Origin of the sequence: Truepera radiovictrix DSM 17093 (assembly GCF_000092425.1) — a bacterium.
Taxonomy (GTDB): Bacteria; Deinococcota; Deinococci; order Deinococcales; family Trueperaceae; genus Truepera; species Truepera radiovictrix.
In genome coordinates this window covers 811,065-827,018 of the sequence record NC_014221.1, presented here as the reverse complement: position 1 = coordinate 827,018, position 15,954 = coordinate 811,065, and the positions used below count along the sequence as shown (strand labels likewise).

The following is a 15,954-nucleotide window of genomic DNA, read 5'->3' as shown; positions in this document are numbered from 1 at the left end:
TCACACCTGTGGTTTAAGCAGCACGCTCATGTCGGGCCAGCCATAAGCCACGGCCCGCAGCGACATGTTGGCGAGCTCGACGGTTTTGCTACCGACCCGCTCGCCCCCTAGGCGTTCGTAGAAGCGGCAGGCGGCGTCGTCCTCGATGACCCAGGTGATCATGTCGGTGTAACCCTTGGCGAGGAGCGCCTCGGCGGCCGCGACGACGAGGCGCCGCCCGAGACCGCGCCGCTGGTAGTCGGCGAGCGTGTACACCGCGTAGAGCTCGCCGCTGTAGGCCCTGGCTTCGGAGGTCTCGTGGCGCGCGGGGCCCGCCGCAGCGAAGCCGACGATCCTACCCGAGTCCTCGGCGACGACCAAAAACGTGGTGCTCTCCGGCGCGAACGCCTCGCCCCACATCTCCTCGCGGGCGTCGGCGGAGAGGCTATTGAGGTAGCTTTGGGGCAACAGGTCGCGGTAGGTCCGGCGCCAGCTGTCGACGTGGACGCGGGCGATGGCGGGGACATCGGCGGGGCGCGCATCTCGTATCTCCATCGTTCGCCCATCATAGTACGGCGCCCCCACCGGCAGCGCCCACGCCGCACGCAGCACCCCCACTAGCGCACGCCGTGCACAAAGCGCCAGCGCTAGGCGCGTGGTACAGTTCGCCCCATGCACCAAGCCGCGTTTCTTTATGACCTCCTCCGAGCGCCCGGTACGAGCGCCTTTGAGGGAAAACCCGCCGCCGTCTGGCGGCGGCAAGCCGAAGCGTACGGCGCCACGCTCACGCGCGACACCTACGGCAACTCGTTTGCGTCGTTTGGACCCTCCCGCCAGGAGGGCGTGCCCCGCGTAATGCTGGCCGGGCACCTCGACGAGATCGGTCTGATCATTACGCACATCGACAAAGAGGGGTTTTTGTACTTCAAGGGCGTCGGCGGCTGGGACGCGCAGCAGCTCGTCGGGCAGCGCGTGCGGGTGGTCGGTTACCGGGGCGAGCTCCTCGGCGTCATCGGCAAAAAACCGATCCACCTGATGGAGAGCGAGGAGCGAACCAAGGTCTCGAAGATCGAATCGTTGTGGATCGACATCGGCGCCAAAAGCGGCGACGAGGCCAAGGCGCACGTGCGCGCGGGCGACTTCGCGGTGATCGAGCAGCCCGTGATCGAGCTTCTCAACGGCCGCTTGGTAAGTAAGGCCATCGACAACCGTCTAGGCGCCTACATCGCGCTCGAGGCGGCGCGCCGCGCCGCCGAAGCGGGGGCGAACGCCGAGGTCGTCGCCGTCGCGACCGTCCAGGAGGAGATCGGCGGGGTGGGCGCCTACATCGCCGCGCACGCGCTGACGCCCGACGTCGCCATCGCCATCGACGTCACCCACGCGACCGACGTCCCCACCGTGGACGTCAAACGCGAAGGCGAGCGGCCTTTCGGCTCGGGGGCCGAGCTGTCGGTCGGCTCCTTCGTCCACCGCGGGGTGCTCGAGCGCCTCATCGCAACGGCCGAGGCGCGGCGCCTCCCCTACACCCTCGGCACCTCCCCCGCGCGCACCCACACCGACGCCGACGACATCGCCAAAAACCGCGCCGGCGTGCCGACGGCCGTCGTGAGCGTCCCCAACCGCTACATGCATTCGCCCGTCGAGATGGTCGACCCCGAGGACGTCGAGAACGTCATCCGGCTCCTCGTGGCCTTTCTCGAGGGGCTAGGGGGGGGCGTCGACTTCACGCTCTGACGCGCCGCCGCCTCACCCTACGGTGGCGGCGTCGGCGCGAACCCGAGCTGCCGCCACGCCTCGTAGAGCCCCACGCCGACGCTGACGGCGAGGTTGAGCGAGCGCGCCCCCCCCTGCATGGGGATGCGCACGGGCGAAGCGAGCGCGCGCACCGCCTCCGGCAAACCGCGCGACTCCGGCCCGAAGAGGAGGACGTCTCCCGGGCGGTAGCGCACCTCGCTGTAGCCCACGGTCGCCTTCGTCGTAAAGGCGAACACCCGCCCCGCCTCGAAGGCGCGCGCGAAGTGCGCCTCAAACTGCGCGAACGAGGCGTGTTGGGTGAGCTGCACCGCCTCCCAGTAGTCCATCCCGGCGCGGCGCACGGCCGCGTCCGAGAGGCGAAAACCGTAGGGGCGGATGAGGTGCAAGGGGGCGCCGACCACCGCGCAGGTGCGGGCGATGTTGCCGACATTGCCGGCGATCTCGGGTTCAAAGAGCGCGACGTGAAACACCCCCCATCCTACGCTGCAACCCGGCCGCGCCCGCAGCGGCACGCGGCCCCGTAGACTAAGAGGCGTGCCCCACCCCGACCCCGAAGGCATCCTAGAGCGGCTCTACACCGCCCTGCCCGAGCGCGCCCGCCGCCTGTTGGCGGCGGTGACCCAGCACGCTCTGTCGGAGCGCTTTCGGGGGCGGGCGCTCTACCTCGTCGGGGGCACCGTGCGCGACGCGCTTCTAGGCGAGCTTGCGGCGGTGCGCGACCTCGACGTGCTCGTCGAGGGGGGCGACGCCGCCCCGCTCGGGCGGGCGCTGCAGCGCGACCTCGGGGGGGTGCTGAGCTGCCACGAGGCGTTTTTGACCTGCACGCTGCGCCTAGAGGAGCTCGAGCTCGACCTCGCCACCGCCCGCCGCGAGCGCTACGCCCACCCCGGCGCCCTGCCGACGGTGGAGGCGGCCCCTCTAGCGGACGACCTTGAGCGCCGCGACTTTTCGGTCAACACCTTTGCACTGCGCCTCGCGCCCGCGCCGCGGCTGCTGCTGAGCGTCCCGGGGGCGCTCGAGGACCTCCGGGCGCGGCGGCTACGCACGCTGCACCCCGCCTCGTTCTGCGACGACCCGACGCGGCTCGTGCGGGGTTCACGGCTGGCCGCGCGGCTCGGCTTCGCCTACGACGCCTTCACGGCGGCGCAGGCGGCGCGGGCGCTGCGCGCGCGCGCCCATGAGCAGGTGAGCCCGGAGCGCCTCAAGCACGAGCTCCTTTTGACCCTCGCCGAGCCCCGCGTCGCCCCCGCCCTCGAGCACCTCGCAATGCAGGGCAAGGCCCAAGGTGAGGCGCCGGGGGCGCTCTGGGCGCTCTACGGCCTGCGCACCACGCCGTGGGTCGGCGAGCTCGACGCGCTGCGCTCACGCCACCCCGTCCCCGCCGAGAGCTACCTGATCGTTCTGCTCGGCGCGCTGAGCGAAAGCGAACTCGCCGCCCACCAGCGCCGCATGGGCTGGCCCAAGCGCCTTGTGAGCGCGCGCCGGCGCTTTCTGGCGGCGCTGCGCGGCGAGGCGCTCGACCGCGGCAGCGAGGCGGAACACTTCGCCCTCAAAGCCGCCCGCCCCGAGCTCGCCGCGCAGCTCGAGCGGCCCCTGCTTAGCGGGGAGGACGTGTTAAACTTGGGGCTGCCAGCAGGCCCGCACGTGGGCGCAGTGCTGCGCGCGGTCGCGCGCGCCCGCGCCGCCGGTGAGGTGAGGTCGCTCGACGACGAGCGGAGGCTCGCCCAACGGCTCGTCGCGGGCCTCAAACCGACAACCCCTTCGCCACGACCCTAACGCCGTCTCGCCGCGAGGCCGCGAGGCGCGCCCTACAGGAGAAAAGGTGCTCATCCGTTATCTACAAGGCGGCTACAACACCACCGACCTCATCATCGTCAGCATCGTCATGATCTTCGCCCTTGTCTTCCACAACGTCGCGCAGGCGTGGGTCGCCTCGCGCTACGGGGACGCCAACCCGCGCTTCTCGGGCTTTTTGAGCTTCGACTTCCAGCGGCACCTCGAGCCCATCGGCGTGCTTTTCCTCTTTCTCCTGGGCTTCGGTTGGCCGCGCCCCATCCCGACCAACAGCCGCAACTACCGCGGCCGCGGCCGCCAAGAGGCGCTGGTGTGGTATAGCGGGCCGCTCGCGTACCTCCTGGTGGCCTTTGTCGCGACCCTCGTCGCCGCCATTTTCGCCGCGCTCGGCAGCCCCATCTTGGCGCGCGCGTTTATCCTCGCCTCGTCGGTCGCCATCTTGCACGCGGTGATCAACCTCTTCCCCGTCTTCCCCCTCGACGGCGCCAAGGCCGCGCTCGCGTGGGGCAACCCGGACGTCCGCCGCTTTATCCAGCAGATCGCCTCGTTCGGCATCCTCGGGTTTATCCTCGTCTTTTTCGTGCTCAACGCGCTCAACGTCACGGGCGCGCTGCAGGCCTTTTTTCAGCAAGTGATCCTTGGCCTCGTCCGTTTGATCCCCGGCCTCTAGTGCTCTCGCTGCTGCAGAGTGCGCCGGCGACCTTCGCCCTGGTCGCCGGCGCGCTCCTCTATAGCCTCGCGCTGCACGAACTCGCCCACGCGTGGACCGCCGACAAGATGGGCGACAAAACCGCCCGCAACCTGGGCCGCATCACCCTCAACCCGCTCCGGCACCTAGATCCCGTGGGCACCGCCATGCTCTTTCTCGTCGGTTTCGGTTGGGCGAGACCGGTCCCCATCCAACCCGGCAACTTCCGCCACTACCGCGTAGGGATGCTCGTCGTCTCGCTCGCCGGTGTCATCGTCAACCTCCTCCTCGCGCTCGCCGCTTTGGGCGCCCTCGCCGGGCTCGGCGTCACGCTAGGGACCCTGTCCCAGGCGCTCGCGCGCGACCCGCTGCGCGCGGGGCTCTTTTTCATGGCGCAGATCAACATCGTGCTGGCGACCTTTAACCTCCTGCCGGTCCCCCCCTTAGACGGCTCGAAGGCGCTGCAGGCGCTTTTACCGCGCGGGATGCAGCGCGCGCTGTGGGGGCTCGAGCGCTACGGTTTTTTGCTCGTCGTCATCCTCTTGGTGGGGTTTCGCGAGCAGGTGTTCGGGCTCATCAACGGGGTGACGCTCGCGCTGCTGCGGCTGGTGCTCGCCTAGAACACGACGCACCCGTCGCGCAGCGCTAAACGCACCTGCGCCCTAGCTGCTAGCTCCGCATCGTGCGTGACGATCAAGAGCGTTTTCCCCCGCGCATGCTCTGCTTCGAGCAAGGCGATAATCTCGTCCCGAGTGTGACTGTCTAGATTGCCGGTCGGTTCATCGGCAAGTAAAACTTTAGGGTCGTTCGCCAGCGCCCTGGCGATAGCGACGCGCTGCTGCTCACCCCCTGAAAGCTGGCTGGGGCGACTATCCATACGTTCAGCGAGCCCAACTTGCCCCAGCAGCTCTCGTGCACGGCGGCGCCACGCCGCTTTCGGCAGGCGGCCATAACGCAGGGGCAGCGTGACGTTGTCTAGCACGCTCTTTTCAGGGAGCAGGTGAAACGCTTGAAAGACAAAGCCAAAGCTCTGGGCGCGTAGCCGTGACAGCTCACGGTCCGGCGCGCGGGTGATAGGCTGCCCCAGAAGCCGATACTCCCCCGAGGTAGGTCGTTCGAGGCAACCGACGATACTTAGCAGCGTCGACTTACCGGAGCCGCTCCGTCCCGTGACGGCAACGTAGCTTCCGGCGGGAACGACGAGGCTCACGTCCGTAAGCGCCTGCACCGCCGCCTGCCCCTGCCCGTAACGCTTGGTCACGCCTCGCAGCTCGATCATCCTTCCCCCCTTAGCACTGCCATAGGTGAGCGGAAGGCGCTCCAGTGCGCCACAGCAGTACCAACGAGAACCCCGATCCCAGACGTTGTCACCAGCGCCGCAAAAAGCCAGAACGCGGGGATAACAAAGGCGTAGCCTGCGCCAGACGCCCACCACCAGAGGGTGAAAAGTCCCACCCCCACCCCAAGCGTACCGATCAGGAGTGAAAGACGGGCGACGCTCTGTAGTTCACGACGAAACACCTCGGCGCGCGTCGCGCCGAAAGCGCGCTCGAGGCCGCGCACGTAGCGTCTAGCCTCGGCCCGCGCCACCGCCAACGTCGCCATACCGACCGACGCGAGTACAAAGATCAGCACGGCGACGAGGTTGAAGTGCCGCGCCACCTCCTGGAGGCGCCCTAGATACCACCTCTCGCTGTCGGCGGCGTAAAACGCTACGGTAGGAGCAGTTTGCGGGTAGCGCGCGCTCAAAAAGGCACCCAGCGCCTCGACCTCGCTCTCCGTCAGCCCCCCGACCCGCGCGTACACCTCCGAGGTTAGCGAAAAGGTGTTGAGCAGAGCGCGCGGCAGCAGCACCGCGCCGGGACGCAGCGCAGGGGACTCGAACCTTTCGGTAGCGGGCAGCGCGGCGACCGCCTCGACCTCGAGTTCGAGGTCGCTTCCTAACCGCTGACCACCCAACGTGACCCTCTGCCCTAGGGCGCCCCCATCGGGGAACAGCGCCGCCGCCACCGCGCTTCCTAAGACCACACCAGCGCCCTCCCAGCTTCCGGCCTCGAGGCGCGTCCCGCTAACTTCCAAGAACACGTCGTCGGCAGCGATCACCTCAACGTCATAGGAGACCGTATCGCGCTGCACCGAGGCCGGGTAGCGCTCGAACCTCGTGACCGGTACTCTGGGGAAGGCCTCCCTAAAGGCGGCAACGTCCTCTTCGGTAAGCTGCGCAACCGGCAGGATGCTCCGCCTATCGGGAACGAACGCCACCAGGTCGGCGCCTATCGCCTGCACCTCAGCACCGACCGCCCGCTGCCCCAGATCGCGAAACCCACCCGCCAAGACCACCAGCGCTAAACCTCCAAGAAGACCCAGCGCCCCTGCCAGAGTCAGCAGCGGATGACGCGCCACGCCCTTGCTCTGTCTGAGCGCTCCGTACGGATGGAGCGACAGGGTGCCCTTAACGAGGGGAAAGCTCCCCAGCAAGAAGCTGAGTATGCCGATGAGTAGCCCCGTGAGTACGACCCGAAGGCTCAGCAACCCGCCAAACAGCGAGCCGAGCAACCCTCCCAAGAGAACCCCGAAGATGACTGCCCCCCATTCCGCCCCAGCACCTATTACGAGTTCACGTGCGACCAGCTGCCCCCTCGTTGCGCCGAGTACACGGTGAAGTGCCCAGCGCTGGCGCCTGGCTGCAGCCGAGAGCAGCGCCTGGTTAAACAGGTTAATCACCCCCAGAAGGAGTGCAAACGCCACCAGCCAGTCGAAGAGCACGGTAATCTCGCGCACGTAATCGAGGCGCTCATCGATGACCCCAGGACGCACGAACTCGCGGTAGGGAATAGCCTCGAGCATCGCCAGCGCCTCCGTAGCCGCCAAATAAGCGGTGGCTTGCTCAACGACCGCTGCCATGTTGGTTTCATCATCGAGGCGTAGGTAGACGGTCTGAAGGTCATAGCTACCCGGATAACTCGAGGGGGGGGTAGTTGCGGTCCGGAAAGCAGCGTCAACCTCGTCGCTATCACCTGCAACGCCGACGATCTCGAGCTGCTCGTTGTCGACACGGATGCTCTGACCAAGAACCTCCGCGGGGCTCAAATCGGGGAAGATTTCGCGCGCGTGCTGCTCACTGAGCACCGCGCGGGGGCGTCCGGCATCCTCGGCCGAGAGGTCGCGTCCCGCAACGAGGGTGACCTGCCGGGCACTCAAGAACCCCGGCGAAGCCACCGTCACGGGCAGCACGTAAGCCGAACCGGGGCCCTGGATGTAGTGGTAGCCACCCCGCCAAAACACCTCACGCACCCCCGTAAGGGCGCTCAGATCAGTTAGATGCCTAGGGGTCCAGGAAGGTGCGTCCACCGCGTCCCGCCGCAACCGAAAGGTGACGACATCTTCGCCACCCACCCCCGTCACCAATGCCTGCCACTCGGCGTCCGAGCGAGCGCTGAGCGCCAAGACAGCGGTCACAAGGGCGACGATCAGCAGGAGGGACAAGACGTTTACATAACGAAAGAGAGCCATGGTGACCCTAGCCGAGGGACGCGGTGGGCGCTTAGCGCCCACCGCGTCCCTCGTGACTTGAAGTCAGCAGATGCCACATGGAGCGGTGTAGGTTTCCCGCACCACACAGGTTCCCCCATTGCTACAGCTGTACGATGTCTCCCGCACCTCTTGATAACTTACGGATAATCCGTTTGTTCTGGAGAAACAGAAGTTGTCGCAGCCTGCACTTATAATCCGCGGCGAACCGGTTCGTCGTGGGTTTTGACAGGTGCTCGAACACTGAGCAGAGGAACTGCTACCAATCACCAAGAGACTGAGGCAACACACCACAATCACCAGAGTTCTTCGCATTTGCCTCCCCTCCTTTTAGAGGTCAGCTATCAGCGTCGTGATGGCTTCTCGGAGCGCTTCTGCACGAAATGGCCCTAGCCAAAGCGGTGCCGGACCCCGGTAGACCCCCGTAGCGTCGAAGACCATTAGGCCTGGGACTGGTGTTTGACCCCACCAGCGACCTGGATCGTTGGTGTCTCCAGGCTCGTAGGTAACCAACTTGATGTTCTGTGCCCATCCCTCTCTAGGAAGCTGGACCGTTTCAGCTCCAGCGAGACGACCACGCTCGACCATCATCAGCAGCTGAGCAGGTGCCGCTTCGCGCCCGTACAGTTCGACATAGCCTTCAAGCAGCTCGTGTAGCGCCTCTACATCCCCCGCCTTCGCACCCACCTCCAAGATGACGATGGATACCTCTGGATACCTTTTGGTTAAAGCGTTGAGTTCGCGCTGGAGCCCTTCAGCCACCTCCTGACACGGAGAACAAAGGGGATCAGTGTGATAGACAACGGTTGGATGACCGCCGCCAAGAGGAACGTCGGCTAGCTCCCGGTACGGCGCTTTTCCTACGACGAGCCAATCAGAACGCTGAGCGACCACCTTCTCCCAAGCTCTCGACGCCGCCCACGCTAAGACTTGGTTGAATTCGGTAAGGCGCCCCAGATCCCCCCCCACAATTTTGTCCTGAATGACGCCCGACTCGTCCAACAAATAGAGGATCGGAAGGCGGTTGGTATCGAACGCTTCCTCGAAGGCGTCGTCCGCGTCAGCGACCACAGAGACCTCGACGCCGGTAGCTTGTACCCAGCGGCGAACCTCCTCGGCGTCACTGCGGGTGTCCACCAAGATGACCTGCACTCCCGGGTAGCGCTCTTGCCAGACGGTCGCGAGCGCAGCGTGCTCAAAGGCCGATTCAACACTGTTAGACAGCATCGTGAAAAAGACGAGACTGGGAACGCCAGTCGCGATCACGTCACCTTGTACGGTCTCCACTTCAGGAAGCGTTACCACCGTACCCGGCCCCGGCCCGAGCCGCCACGGAAGGCTCATAGCGTCCTGTGCCCAAGCTATTGGTCCAGCTATCAAGGCAAAGACAAAGAGAGCACGCAGACGCCTCACGTACCTGATCGGAATCACCTATCCCACCCCTTCCTGCGTCGACGCGCAGTGCGTTCCGGTGCGTCTGCCACAAGCTGTTCACAAGATTGGTTAGCGCCTTAACTGAGGGTACTTAAACCTCCGGGAGGTGTCCAAGCACCCTTCGTACCTGTACCTTGGTACTGTGCTCCGTCAACTACTCATCTCTTCCGGCAGGGCGACGTGTGGTGGCGGCGTCCAGCCTTTAAGCAGATGCCAGTTGCCAAAATAGTAGTGGGCGGCCTGCAACCGCGTCTTGAGGTAGAGCTTCTGGTAGAGGTTGCGAACGACATTCTTAACGGTCTGCGTTTCTACGCCCCGTAAACGGGCTATGCTGTCGTTGCTGTAGTCCATGGCGATGAGCTTTAACGTCAGGCGTTCGGTGGTGCTAAGGGGTGTGTACGGCAGCCGAACAGAGGCACACTTCTCACCCCGCAACATCAGCACGATGTCGGTAACTGAAACGTCGTGCAGGAGCGCAAGCGGCTCTGATTCGAGTAGGTCGAGCCGGTATTCAGGGCAAGGGTTGTCGCTGACGACGACCTTGCTCTGCCCCTCGAGCTCCAAAGATCGCCAAAGAGCCCAACCGAGCGGTGCGTCTAAGATGAGGTGAAGCCTCGAGAGGAGAGGCTCGGAGCTTGAAACGGTGGGCACACCTGCTCCCTTGAGCGCTAAAACCATCTCGCGTTTCAGCCGGGAAATACCGCAGTGCAGGTTGATGACAGGCGGATTGGCCGCCTTAAGGAGCGGTAGCGGGTTCACGCGTGGGCCCTTATTAAGCCTCCCGTGTACCTGCAAAAGGGAGGCGACATCCGTTAGCTTTTGCATAACACATAACGATATCGTGCGCACGTTACCGCAACGTTGCAACGCTGCGGTGCAGCTTCGCCCCGCTGTCACAAAGACGCTCAGGCGTCAAGCGCCACAGTGTCGGCTGTGCGGCAACGTGTGGTATACCCACCTACATACCCTACCTTCCGGAGGCCCTGATGCACGACCTCGCCGGCAAACCCGCCCCCCCCGAGTCGTTACCCAACGTCCCGCGCCTCATGGCGGCCTACTACACCACCCAGCCCGACCCCACCAAGGCGTCGCAGCGGGTCGCCTTCGGCACCTCCGGGCACCGCGGTTCGTCGCTCACGGGCAGCTTTAACGAGGCGCACATCCTAGCAGTCGCCCAAGCGCTCTGCGACTACCGCACCCAGGCGGGCATCACCGGGCCGCTCTTTATCGGTATGGACACGCACGCCCTTTCCGAGGCGGCTTTCGGCACGGCGCTCGAGGTCTTCGCCGCCAACGGCGTCGAGGTGCGCTACCAAGAGGGGCTCGGCTACACCCCGACGCCCGCCGTGTCGCACGCGATTCTGACCTTTAACCGGGGCAAAGATGCGGGGCTCGCCGACGGCGTGGTCATCACCCCGTCGCACAACCCGCCCGAAGACGGCGGCTTTAAGTACAACCCACCCTCGGGCGGCCCCGCCGACACGGACGTCACCAAGTGGGTCGAGGCGCGCGCCAACGCGCTCCTGGAGGGAGGTCTCAGGGGGGTCAAGCGGCTCCCGCTGGCGCGGGCGCTGCGCGCCGACACGACCCGCCCCTACGATTTTGTCAAGCCCTACGTCGAGGATCTCGGGGAGGTGCTCGACCTGGAGGCCATCGCGGCGGCCGGGCTCAGACTGGGGGTCGACCCGATGGGGGGCGCCGGCCTCGCCTACTGGGAGCCCATCGCCGAACACTACGGCCTCGACGTGCACCTTGTGAATCGCCGCGTCGACCCCGCGTTTTCGTTTATGACGCTTGACAAAGACGGCAAGATCCGCATGGACTGCTCCTCGCCCTACGCCATGGCGAGCCTCATCGGGCTCAAAGACGACTTCGACATCGCCTTCGGCAACGACCCCGACTTCGACCGCCACGGCATCGTTACGAAAAGCAGCGGGCTTTTAAACCCCAACCACTACCTCGCGGTAGCGGTCAACTACCTCTTTCAGCACCGCCCGGGGTGGCGGCGTGACGCGGCGGTCGGCAAGACACTCGTCTCGAGCTCGATGATCGACCGCGTGGCCGAGAGCCTAGGCAGGACGCTGGCCGAGGTGCCAGTGGGGTTCAAGTGGTTTGTCGAGGGGCTTTTGGGGGGCGCTTACGGTTTCGGCGGCGAGGAGTCGGCGGGAGCGTCCTTTTTGCGCCGCGACGGGACGGTCTGGACGACCGACAAAGACGGCTTCATCATGGACCTCTTGGCGGCCGAGATCACGGCCATTACGGGTCGTGACCCCGGCGAACACTACCGTGAGCTTCAGGCGCGCTTCGGCGCACCCCTTTACGAGCGCATGGACGCCCCCGCGACGCCCGAGCAAAAAGCCGCGCTGAGCGCGCTCTCCCCCGAACAGGTCACAGCCGACACGCTAGCGGGCGACCCCATCACCGCCAAGCTGACGCGCGCCCCCGCCAACGGCGCCCCCATCGGCGGCCTTAAGGTCGTCACCTCCTCGGGATGGTTCGCCGCCCGCCCGTCGGGCACCGAGGACATCTACAAGATCTACGCCGAGTCGTTTCGGGGCCAAGAGCACCTCGCGCGCATCCAACAAGAGGCGCAGGAGATCGTCGCGGCGGCCTTTCGTGAGGCGGGTCTTTAAGACCCGCCCGCTAGCCCTCGAGCATCAGCGACTCCGGCGACCCCAGGAGCTCGATGACGTAGCTTGTAAACTGCGCCGCCTCCGCCCCGTCGACGAGGCGGTGGTCGAACGAGAGCGAGAGGTAGAGCATCTGCCGCGCGGCGATCGTGTCGTCCGGCAGCACCACGGGGCGCTTTTTGATCGAATGCACGCCCAAGATAGCCGCCTCGGGCACGTTGATGATGGGGAAGCTGAAGAGCCCGCCCAGTGAGCCGATGTTGGTGATGCTAAAGGTGCCGCCGCGCACGTCCTCGGGGGCGAGCTTGCCCTCGCGCGCCTTCGCCGCGAGCGCGCTCACCTCGCCGGCGATCTCGAGCACGCTCTTGCGGTCGACGTCCTTGACTACCGGCACCACCAGGCCGACGTCGGTCGCGACCGCGAGCCCGAGGTTGTAAAAGCGCTTAAGGACGATTTCGCCCCGCTCCTCGTCGAAGCTGGCGTTCAGCACCGGAAAGCGCTTGAGCGCCGCCACGGCCGCTTTCATGATGAAGGGCAGGTACGAGAGCTTGACGCCGCGCCGCTCGGCTAAGGGTTTGAGGCGCTCGCGCAGGGCGACGAGTTCGGTGACGTCGACCTCGTCGACGTGCAGCGTGCGGACCGTCTGCAGGTGCGAGGCGACCATCTGGTTGGCGATGGCGCGCCGCAACCCGCGCACGGGGACGCGCTCCTCGAGCCCCTCGTAGCCAGCCGGGGTCTTGTAGGCGGGCGCTTTGGGGGTCGGGGCGGGCGCCGAGGGCGGCTCCGCCGCGGCGGGGGCGCTCGCTTCGGCGGCGCGGCGCACGTCCTCGACGCGGATGCGCCCGTGCGGGCCGCTGCCCGCGACCGCGGTGAGCTCGAGCCCGAGCTCGCGGGCGAGCTTGCGCGCCGCGGGCACCGCCAGCGGGCGGCCGTAGGGGCCGGTCGCCTTCGCCGCTTGGGGCGCCGCGCCCCGCCGCACCTGATAGACGGGGGCGCCGGGGTCGTCTTTGTCGGCTTTAAAGAGGCTGAGGGCGTCGCCGTCGTCTTCGCCCACACCGCTGCTCGGTTCGACGATGGAGCGCTCCTCGCGCGCCTGCACGCTCGGCTCACGCCCGGTCGGGGTCACGGGGGGCGCGTCAGCCGTCGGCGCCTCGGCGACCTCGAGCTTGGGCGCCTCCTCGGCGGTCGCGCCCGCCTCCTGCGTCCCGGTCGCGTCGTCGGAGAATAGGGCGATGGGGTCGTGAACGGCCACCACCGCCCCCTCCGCGACGAGGTGTTTCTCGAGCGTCCCCGCGAACGGGCTCGGCAACTCGACGGTCACCTTGTCGGTCATCACCTCGACGACCGGTTGGTCTTGCGCGACCGTCTCCCCTTCGGCGACCAGCCACTTGACGATTTCGCCCTCGACCACCGACTCGGCGAGCTCGGGCAGCACCAACTCTCTCGGCATGCAAACTCCTCGGTCAAACCGTGTGTGCGTTTCGCTTTTCGCTGTCTTTTAAAGCGCGCGGCCCGTACCTGCACACACCGCGCGCCACAAGCTCGTACGAGCTAGTAGTCCAGAACCGCCTGCACCGCCCTGAGGATGCGGTTGACCCCAGGCAGGTACGCGCGGTCTTGCGCATAAGGGTAGGGCGTGTCAAAGCCCGCTACGCGCACGGGGGGTGCGAGTAGGGCGTCTAACACCTCCTCGGAGATGGTCGCCGCGACCTCGCTGATAAACCCGGCCGTCTTGGGCGCCTCGCTCACCAGCACGACGCGGCCGACGCGCGCAACCACCTCCAAAACGGCCTCTTTGTCCCACGGCAGCAAGGAGCGCAGGTCGAGCACCTGCGCCGAGATCCCCTGCTCGGCGAGCGCGTCGGCGGCCTTGAGGGTTTCGGCGACCGAACCGCCGTAGGAGACGAGCACCAGGTCGTCGCCCTCGCGGCGCACGCGCGCCTTGCCGAGCGGCACCAGGTACTCGTCGTCCGGCACCTCCTCTTTAAAGGCGCGGTAGAGGCGTTTGGGCTCCATAAACACGACCGGGTCGTCGTCGCGAATCGCCGTCGTCAGAAGCCCTTTGGCGTCTTTGGGTGACGACGGGTAGACCACCTTCAGGCCGGGGGTGTGGACAAAGTGCGTCTCGGGGTTTTGCGAGTGGTGGTGCCCCCCCTTGACGCCGCCGCCTGCCGGCATGCGGACGACCATCGGGGCATAAAACTGCCCGCCCGAGCGGTAGCGCAGCTTCGCCGCTTGCGAGACGAGCTGGTCGAAACCGGGGTAGACGTAGTCGGCGAACTGGATCTCGGCCACAGGGCGCAAGCCGTGGACGGCCATCCCGACGGCCGCCCCTAGAATCGCCGCTTCGGAGAGCGGGGAGTCGATGACGCGGTCGGGGCCGAAGCGGTCGAACAGCCCCTCGGTCGCCAGAAAGACGCCGCCGCGTTTACCCACGTCCTCACCTAAGACGACCACGCGCTCGTCGCGCGCCATCTCGCTCGCGAGCGTCCGCGCTACACTCTGCACCAGGTTGAGCTGCGCCATCAGCCCCGCGTCACCCCTTCGAGCTGCGCGCGCTGCTCCTCCAAAAAGGCGGGCCGCTCGGCGTAGACGTCGTCGAAGAGCCAGTCGGTCGGTACCGGCCCCGCCGCTTCGGCCTCTTTGAGGGCGGCCGCGAGCTCCGCTTCGGCGCTCTCCCTAAGGGCCGCCTCCTTGGCGTCATCGAGGAGGCCGCGGCGCTCCAAAAACGCTTTAAAGCGCCTCAACGGGTCGCGCTGCCGCCACCGCTGCACCTCTTCGCGCGGGCGGTAGCGCGCGTCGTCGTCGGCCGACGAGTGCGCCCCGTAGCGGTAGACGACCATCTCGACGAGCGCCGGACCGTGCCCGGAACGCGCCCTCTCGACGACCTCCTGCATGACGTAGTAGCAAGCGAGCGTGTCCATGCCGTCGACGACGTACCCCGGCATCCCGTAGGCGTGCGCCTTGACGGCGATGTTCTCCGAGGCGGTCTGCTTGTGAAAGTCCACCGAGATGGCGTAGCGGTTGTTTTCGCACACCAAGACGATGGGAGCGCCCTGCACGCCGGCGAAGTTGACAGCGGCGTGAAAGTCGCCCTCGCTGGTAGCGCCGTCGCCAAAGCTCGCCACGGCGACCTGGCCGGTCCCCCGCAGCTTCATGCTGATCGCCGCGCCGACTGCCGGCCCTAGGTGTGAGGCGATGGGCGAGGCGGCGGTAAAGACGTTCAGGGCGGCCGAGCCGGGGTGCGCGGGCATCTGCCGCCCCTTGTTGGGGTCGGCGCGGGTCGCGAGCGACTGCGCGAAGAGCTCTTTGGGCGGCACGCCCAGGGCGAGCACCATGCCCATGTCGCGGTAGTACGGAAACAGCCAATCGAACCCCGGTCGAAGGGCGTGCGCCACGCCGATGTGCGCCCCCTCGTGACCTGCGGCGGGCGCGACGAAACTCGTCTTGCCCATGCGCTGCAGCTTGCCTAGGCGTTCGTCTAGAAGCCGCGCGCGCACGAGGTCGCGGTACATCGTGAGGAGTTTTTCCTCAGTGAGGTCGAGGTCAAAAGGCCCCCGCCACTCCCCCGCTTCGCTTAGGAGCGCGATCGGTTTGGCGCTAAAGGGTTTAAAGCGCTGCACTTCTTGAATCATGTCATCTCCTCGGCTACTGCCGTGACGTCGCTTCAGGCTCGAGCCACGCCCCGGGTCAGAGGCGTTTGGGGACTGGGAGCGCTCGTGAGAGCGTCTCTCCGGCAGGCCGGGACGTGGGCTCGCTGTGGTCGTCCCCTCAGGGTAGCACCTGACGCGCGCGGCGAAGCTTGCACTTCATACAGTGTAGTACACACTCGCACCCGGCCCCCGCGCGCCGCACCGGTCGGCAGAGGGTACGAGGGGCCCAACGGGCCGCCGAGGGCATCGGTCGCCGGCTCATCAGCGCGGGCACGGCAGAGGCCGATACGTTATCATCGCGGGGTAGACAAGCGTCGCGTCGGGGGCGCGCGACCCCGATGGCTTTCCCCGAGCTCGCACCCCAGGAGCCGCTGGCGCCCGCCACCGAGGGCACCCCAACCGCGTCGGGTACCCGTGGCACCCAGCGCCCCCCTCCCAAAGGGCGCTACACGGCGAGGCGCAGCGCGCTTAGGGGCCGACGCTGCGGTGT

14 protein-coding genes are annotated in these 15,954 nt (G+C 66.7%); 5 read left to right on the top strand and 9 right to left on the bottom strand.

Translation table 11 applies throughout. From position 1 onward, the window contains the following. Complete coding sequence (locus TRAD_RS03785; RefSeq protein ID WP_013177266.1) at window positions 1-534, bottom strand: GNAT family N-acetyltransferase; 534 nt, start codon at window positions 532-534, stop codon at window positions 1-3. 117 nt (window positions 535-651) lie between these two features. Between TRAD_RS03785 and TRAD_RS03780 the strand changes: the two genes are divergently transcribed. Then, window positions 652-1,713: a M42 family metallopeptidase gene (locus tag TRAD_RS03780; protein ID WP_013177265.1), complete on the top strand. Its 1,062-nt coding sequence runs from the start codon at window positions 652-654 to the stop codon at window positions 1,711-1,713. Between the two features lie 17 nt (window positions 1,714-1,730). Here the strand turns inward: TRAD_RS03780 and TRAD_RS03775 are convergent, their stop codons facing one another. Beyond that, a complete protein-coding gene (locus TRAD_RS03775; RefSeq protein WP_013177264.1) occupies window positions 1,731-2,204 on the bottom strand; it encodes a tRNA (cytidine(34)-2'-O)-methyltransferase in 474 nt (157 codons plus the stop codon). A gap of 64 nt (window positions 2,205-2,268) precedes the next feature. Between TRAD_RS03775 and TRAD_RS03770 the strand changes: the two genes are divergently transcribed. From TRAD_RS03770 to TRAD_RS03760, 3 genes are read left to right on the top strand one after another with little or no spacing between them, the layout of a single operon-like run. Beyond that, window positions 2,269-3,510, top strand: a complete 1,242-nt coding sequence (locus TRAD_RS03770) for a tRNA nucleotidyltransferase/poly(A) polymerase family protein (RefSeq protein ID WP_013177263.1) — start codon at window positions 2,269-2,271, stop codon at window positions 3,508-3,510. A 46-nt stretch (window positions 3,511-3,556) separates the two neighbouring features. Then, complete coding sequence (locus tag TRAD_RS03765) at window positions 3,557-4,198, top strand: site-2 protease family protein (protein ID WP_013177262.1); 642 nt, start codon at window positions 3,557-3,559, stop codon at window positions 4,196-4,198. Beyond that, the gene (locus TRAD_RS03760) at window positions 4,198-4,836 is read left to right on the top strand and encodes a site-2 protease family protein (RefSeq protein WP_013177261.1); all 639 of its coding nucleotides are present in this window, start codon (window positions 4,198-4,200) and stop codon (window positions 4,834-4,836) included. The genes TRAD_RS03765 and TRAD_RS03760 overlap by 1 nt, the downstream gene beginning before the upstream one ends. On the opposite strand, the gene TRAD_RS03755 is transcribed toward TRAD_RS03760, so the two are convergent. From TRAD_RS03755 to TRAD_RS15600, 4 genes are all read right to left on the bottom strand, one after another. Then, the gene (locus tag TRAD_RS03755; protein ID WP_013177260.1) at window positions 4,833-5,495 is read right to left on the bottom strand and encodes an ABC transporter ATP-binding protein; all 663 of its coding nucleotides are present in this window, start codon (window positions 5,493-5,495) and stop codon (window positions 4,833-4,835) included. The two genes, TRAD_RS03760 and TRAD_RS03755, sit on opposite strands and share 4 nt — an antisense overlap. Continuing rightward, the gene (locus TRAD_RS03750; RefSeq protein ID WP_013177259.1) at window positions 5,492-7,729 is read right to left on the bottom strand and encodes an ABC transporter permease; all 2,238 of its coding nucleotides are present in this window, start codon (window positions 7,727-7,729) and stop codon (window positions 5,492-5,494) included. Before TRAD_RS03750 ends, TRAD_RS03755 begins: the two co-directional genes overlap by 4 nt. A 348-nt stretch (window positions 7,730-8,077) precedes the next feature. Next, entirely contained in the window at window positions 8,078-9,178 is a 1,101-nt protein-coding gene (locus TRAD_RS03745) for a TlpA family protein disulfide reductase (RefSeq protein ID WP_148221178.1), read from the bottom strand. 153 nt (window positions 9,179-9,331) lie between these two features. Then, the gene (locus TRAD_RS15600) at window positions 9,332-9,940 is read right to left on the bottom strand and encodes a helix-turn-helix transcriptional regulator (protein ID WP_185095196.1); all 609 of its coding nucleotides are present in this window, start codon (window positions 9,938-9,940) and stop codon (window positions 9,332-9,334) included. A 227-nt stretch (window positions 9,941-10,167) separates the two neighbouring features. Here TRAD_RS15600 and pgm point away from each other — a divergent pair, with 227 nt between their 5' ends. Further along, entirely contained in the window at window positions 10,168-11,814 is a 1,647-nt protein-coding gene (gene pgm, locus TRAD_RS03735; protein ID WP_013177256.1) for a phosphoglucomutase (alpha-D-glucose-1,6-bisphosphate-dependent), read from the top strand. A gap of 10 nt (window positions 11,815-11,824) precedes the next feature. Here pgm and TRAD_RS03730 read toward each other — a convergent pair whose 3' ends face one another. From TRAD_RS03730 to TRAD_RS03720, 3 genes are all read right to left on the bottom strand, one after another. Beyond that, window positions 11,825-13,261 (bottom strand): dihydrolipoamide acetyltransferase family protein, encoded by a 1,437-nt coding sequence (locus tag TRAD_RS03730; protein ID WP_013177255.1) that lies wholly within the window; start codon window positions 13,259-13,261, stop codon window positions 11,825-11,827. 101 nt (window positions 13,262-13,362) lie between these two features. Then, window positions 13,363-14,337 carry an alpha-ketoacid dehydrogenase subunit beta gene (locus tag TRAD_RS03725; RefSeq protein WP_013177254.1) on the bottom strand — a complete coding sequence of 325 codons (975 nt, stop codon included), beginning with the start codon at window positions 14,335-14,337 and terminating at the stop codon, window positions 13,363-13,365. Continuing rightward, window positions 14,337-15,446 carry a thiamine pyrophosphate-dependent dehydrogenase E1 component subunit alpha gene (locus TRAD_RS03720; protein ID WP_013177253.1) on the bottom strand — a complete coding sequence of 370 codons (1,110 nt, stop codon included), beginning with the start codon at window positions 15,444-15,446 and terminating at the stop codon, window positions 14,337-14,339. The genes TRAD_RS03725 and TRAD_RS03720 overlap by 1 nt, the downstream gene beginning before the upstream one ends. Window positions 15,447-15,954: the final 508 nt, after the last annotated feature.

Excerpts from the sequence above, each read along its gene's own strand:
- TRAD_RS03785 (WP_013177266.1), bottom strand. The coding sequence starts at position 534 with ATGGAGATACGAGATGCGCGCCCCGCCGATGTCCCCGCCATCGCCCGC.
- TRAD_RS03780 (WP_013177265.1), top strand. The coding sequence starts at position 652 with ATGCACCAAGCCGCGTTTCTTTATGACCTCCTCCGAGCGCCCGGTACG.
- TRAD_RS03755 (WP_013177260.1), bottom strand. The coding sequence starts at position 5,495 with ATGATCGAGCTGCGAGGCGTGACCAAGCGTTACGGGCAGGGGCAGGCG.
- TRAD_RS03750 (WP_013177259.1), bottom strand. The coding sequence starts at position 7,729 with ATGGCTCTCTTTCGTTATGTAAACGTCTTGTCCCTCCTGCTGATCGTC.
- pgm (WP_013177256.1), top strand. The coding sequence starts at position 10,168 with ATGCACGACCTCGCCGGCAAACCCGCCCCCCCCGAGTCGTTACCCAAC.
- TRAD_RS03730 (WP_013177255.1), bottom strand. The coding sequence starts at position 13,261 with ATGCCGAGAGAGTTGGTGCTGCCCGAGCTCGCCGAGTCGGTGGTCGAG.
- TRAD_RS03725 (WP_013177254.1), bottom strand. The coding sequence starts at position 14,337 with ATGGCGCAGCTCAACCTGGTGCAGAGTGTAGCGCGGACGCTCGCGAGC.
- TRAD_RS03720 (WP_013177253.1), bottom strand. The coding sequence starts at position 15,446 with ATGATTCAAGAAGTGCAGCGCTTTAAACCCTTTAGCGCCAAACCGATC.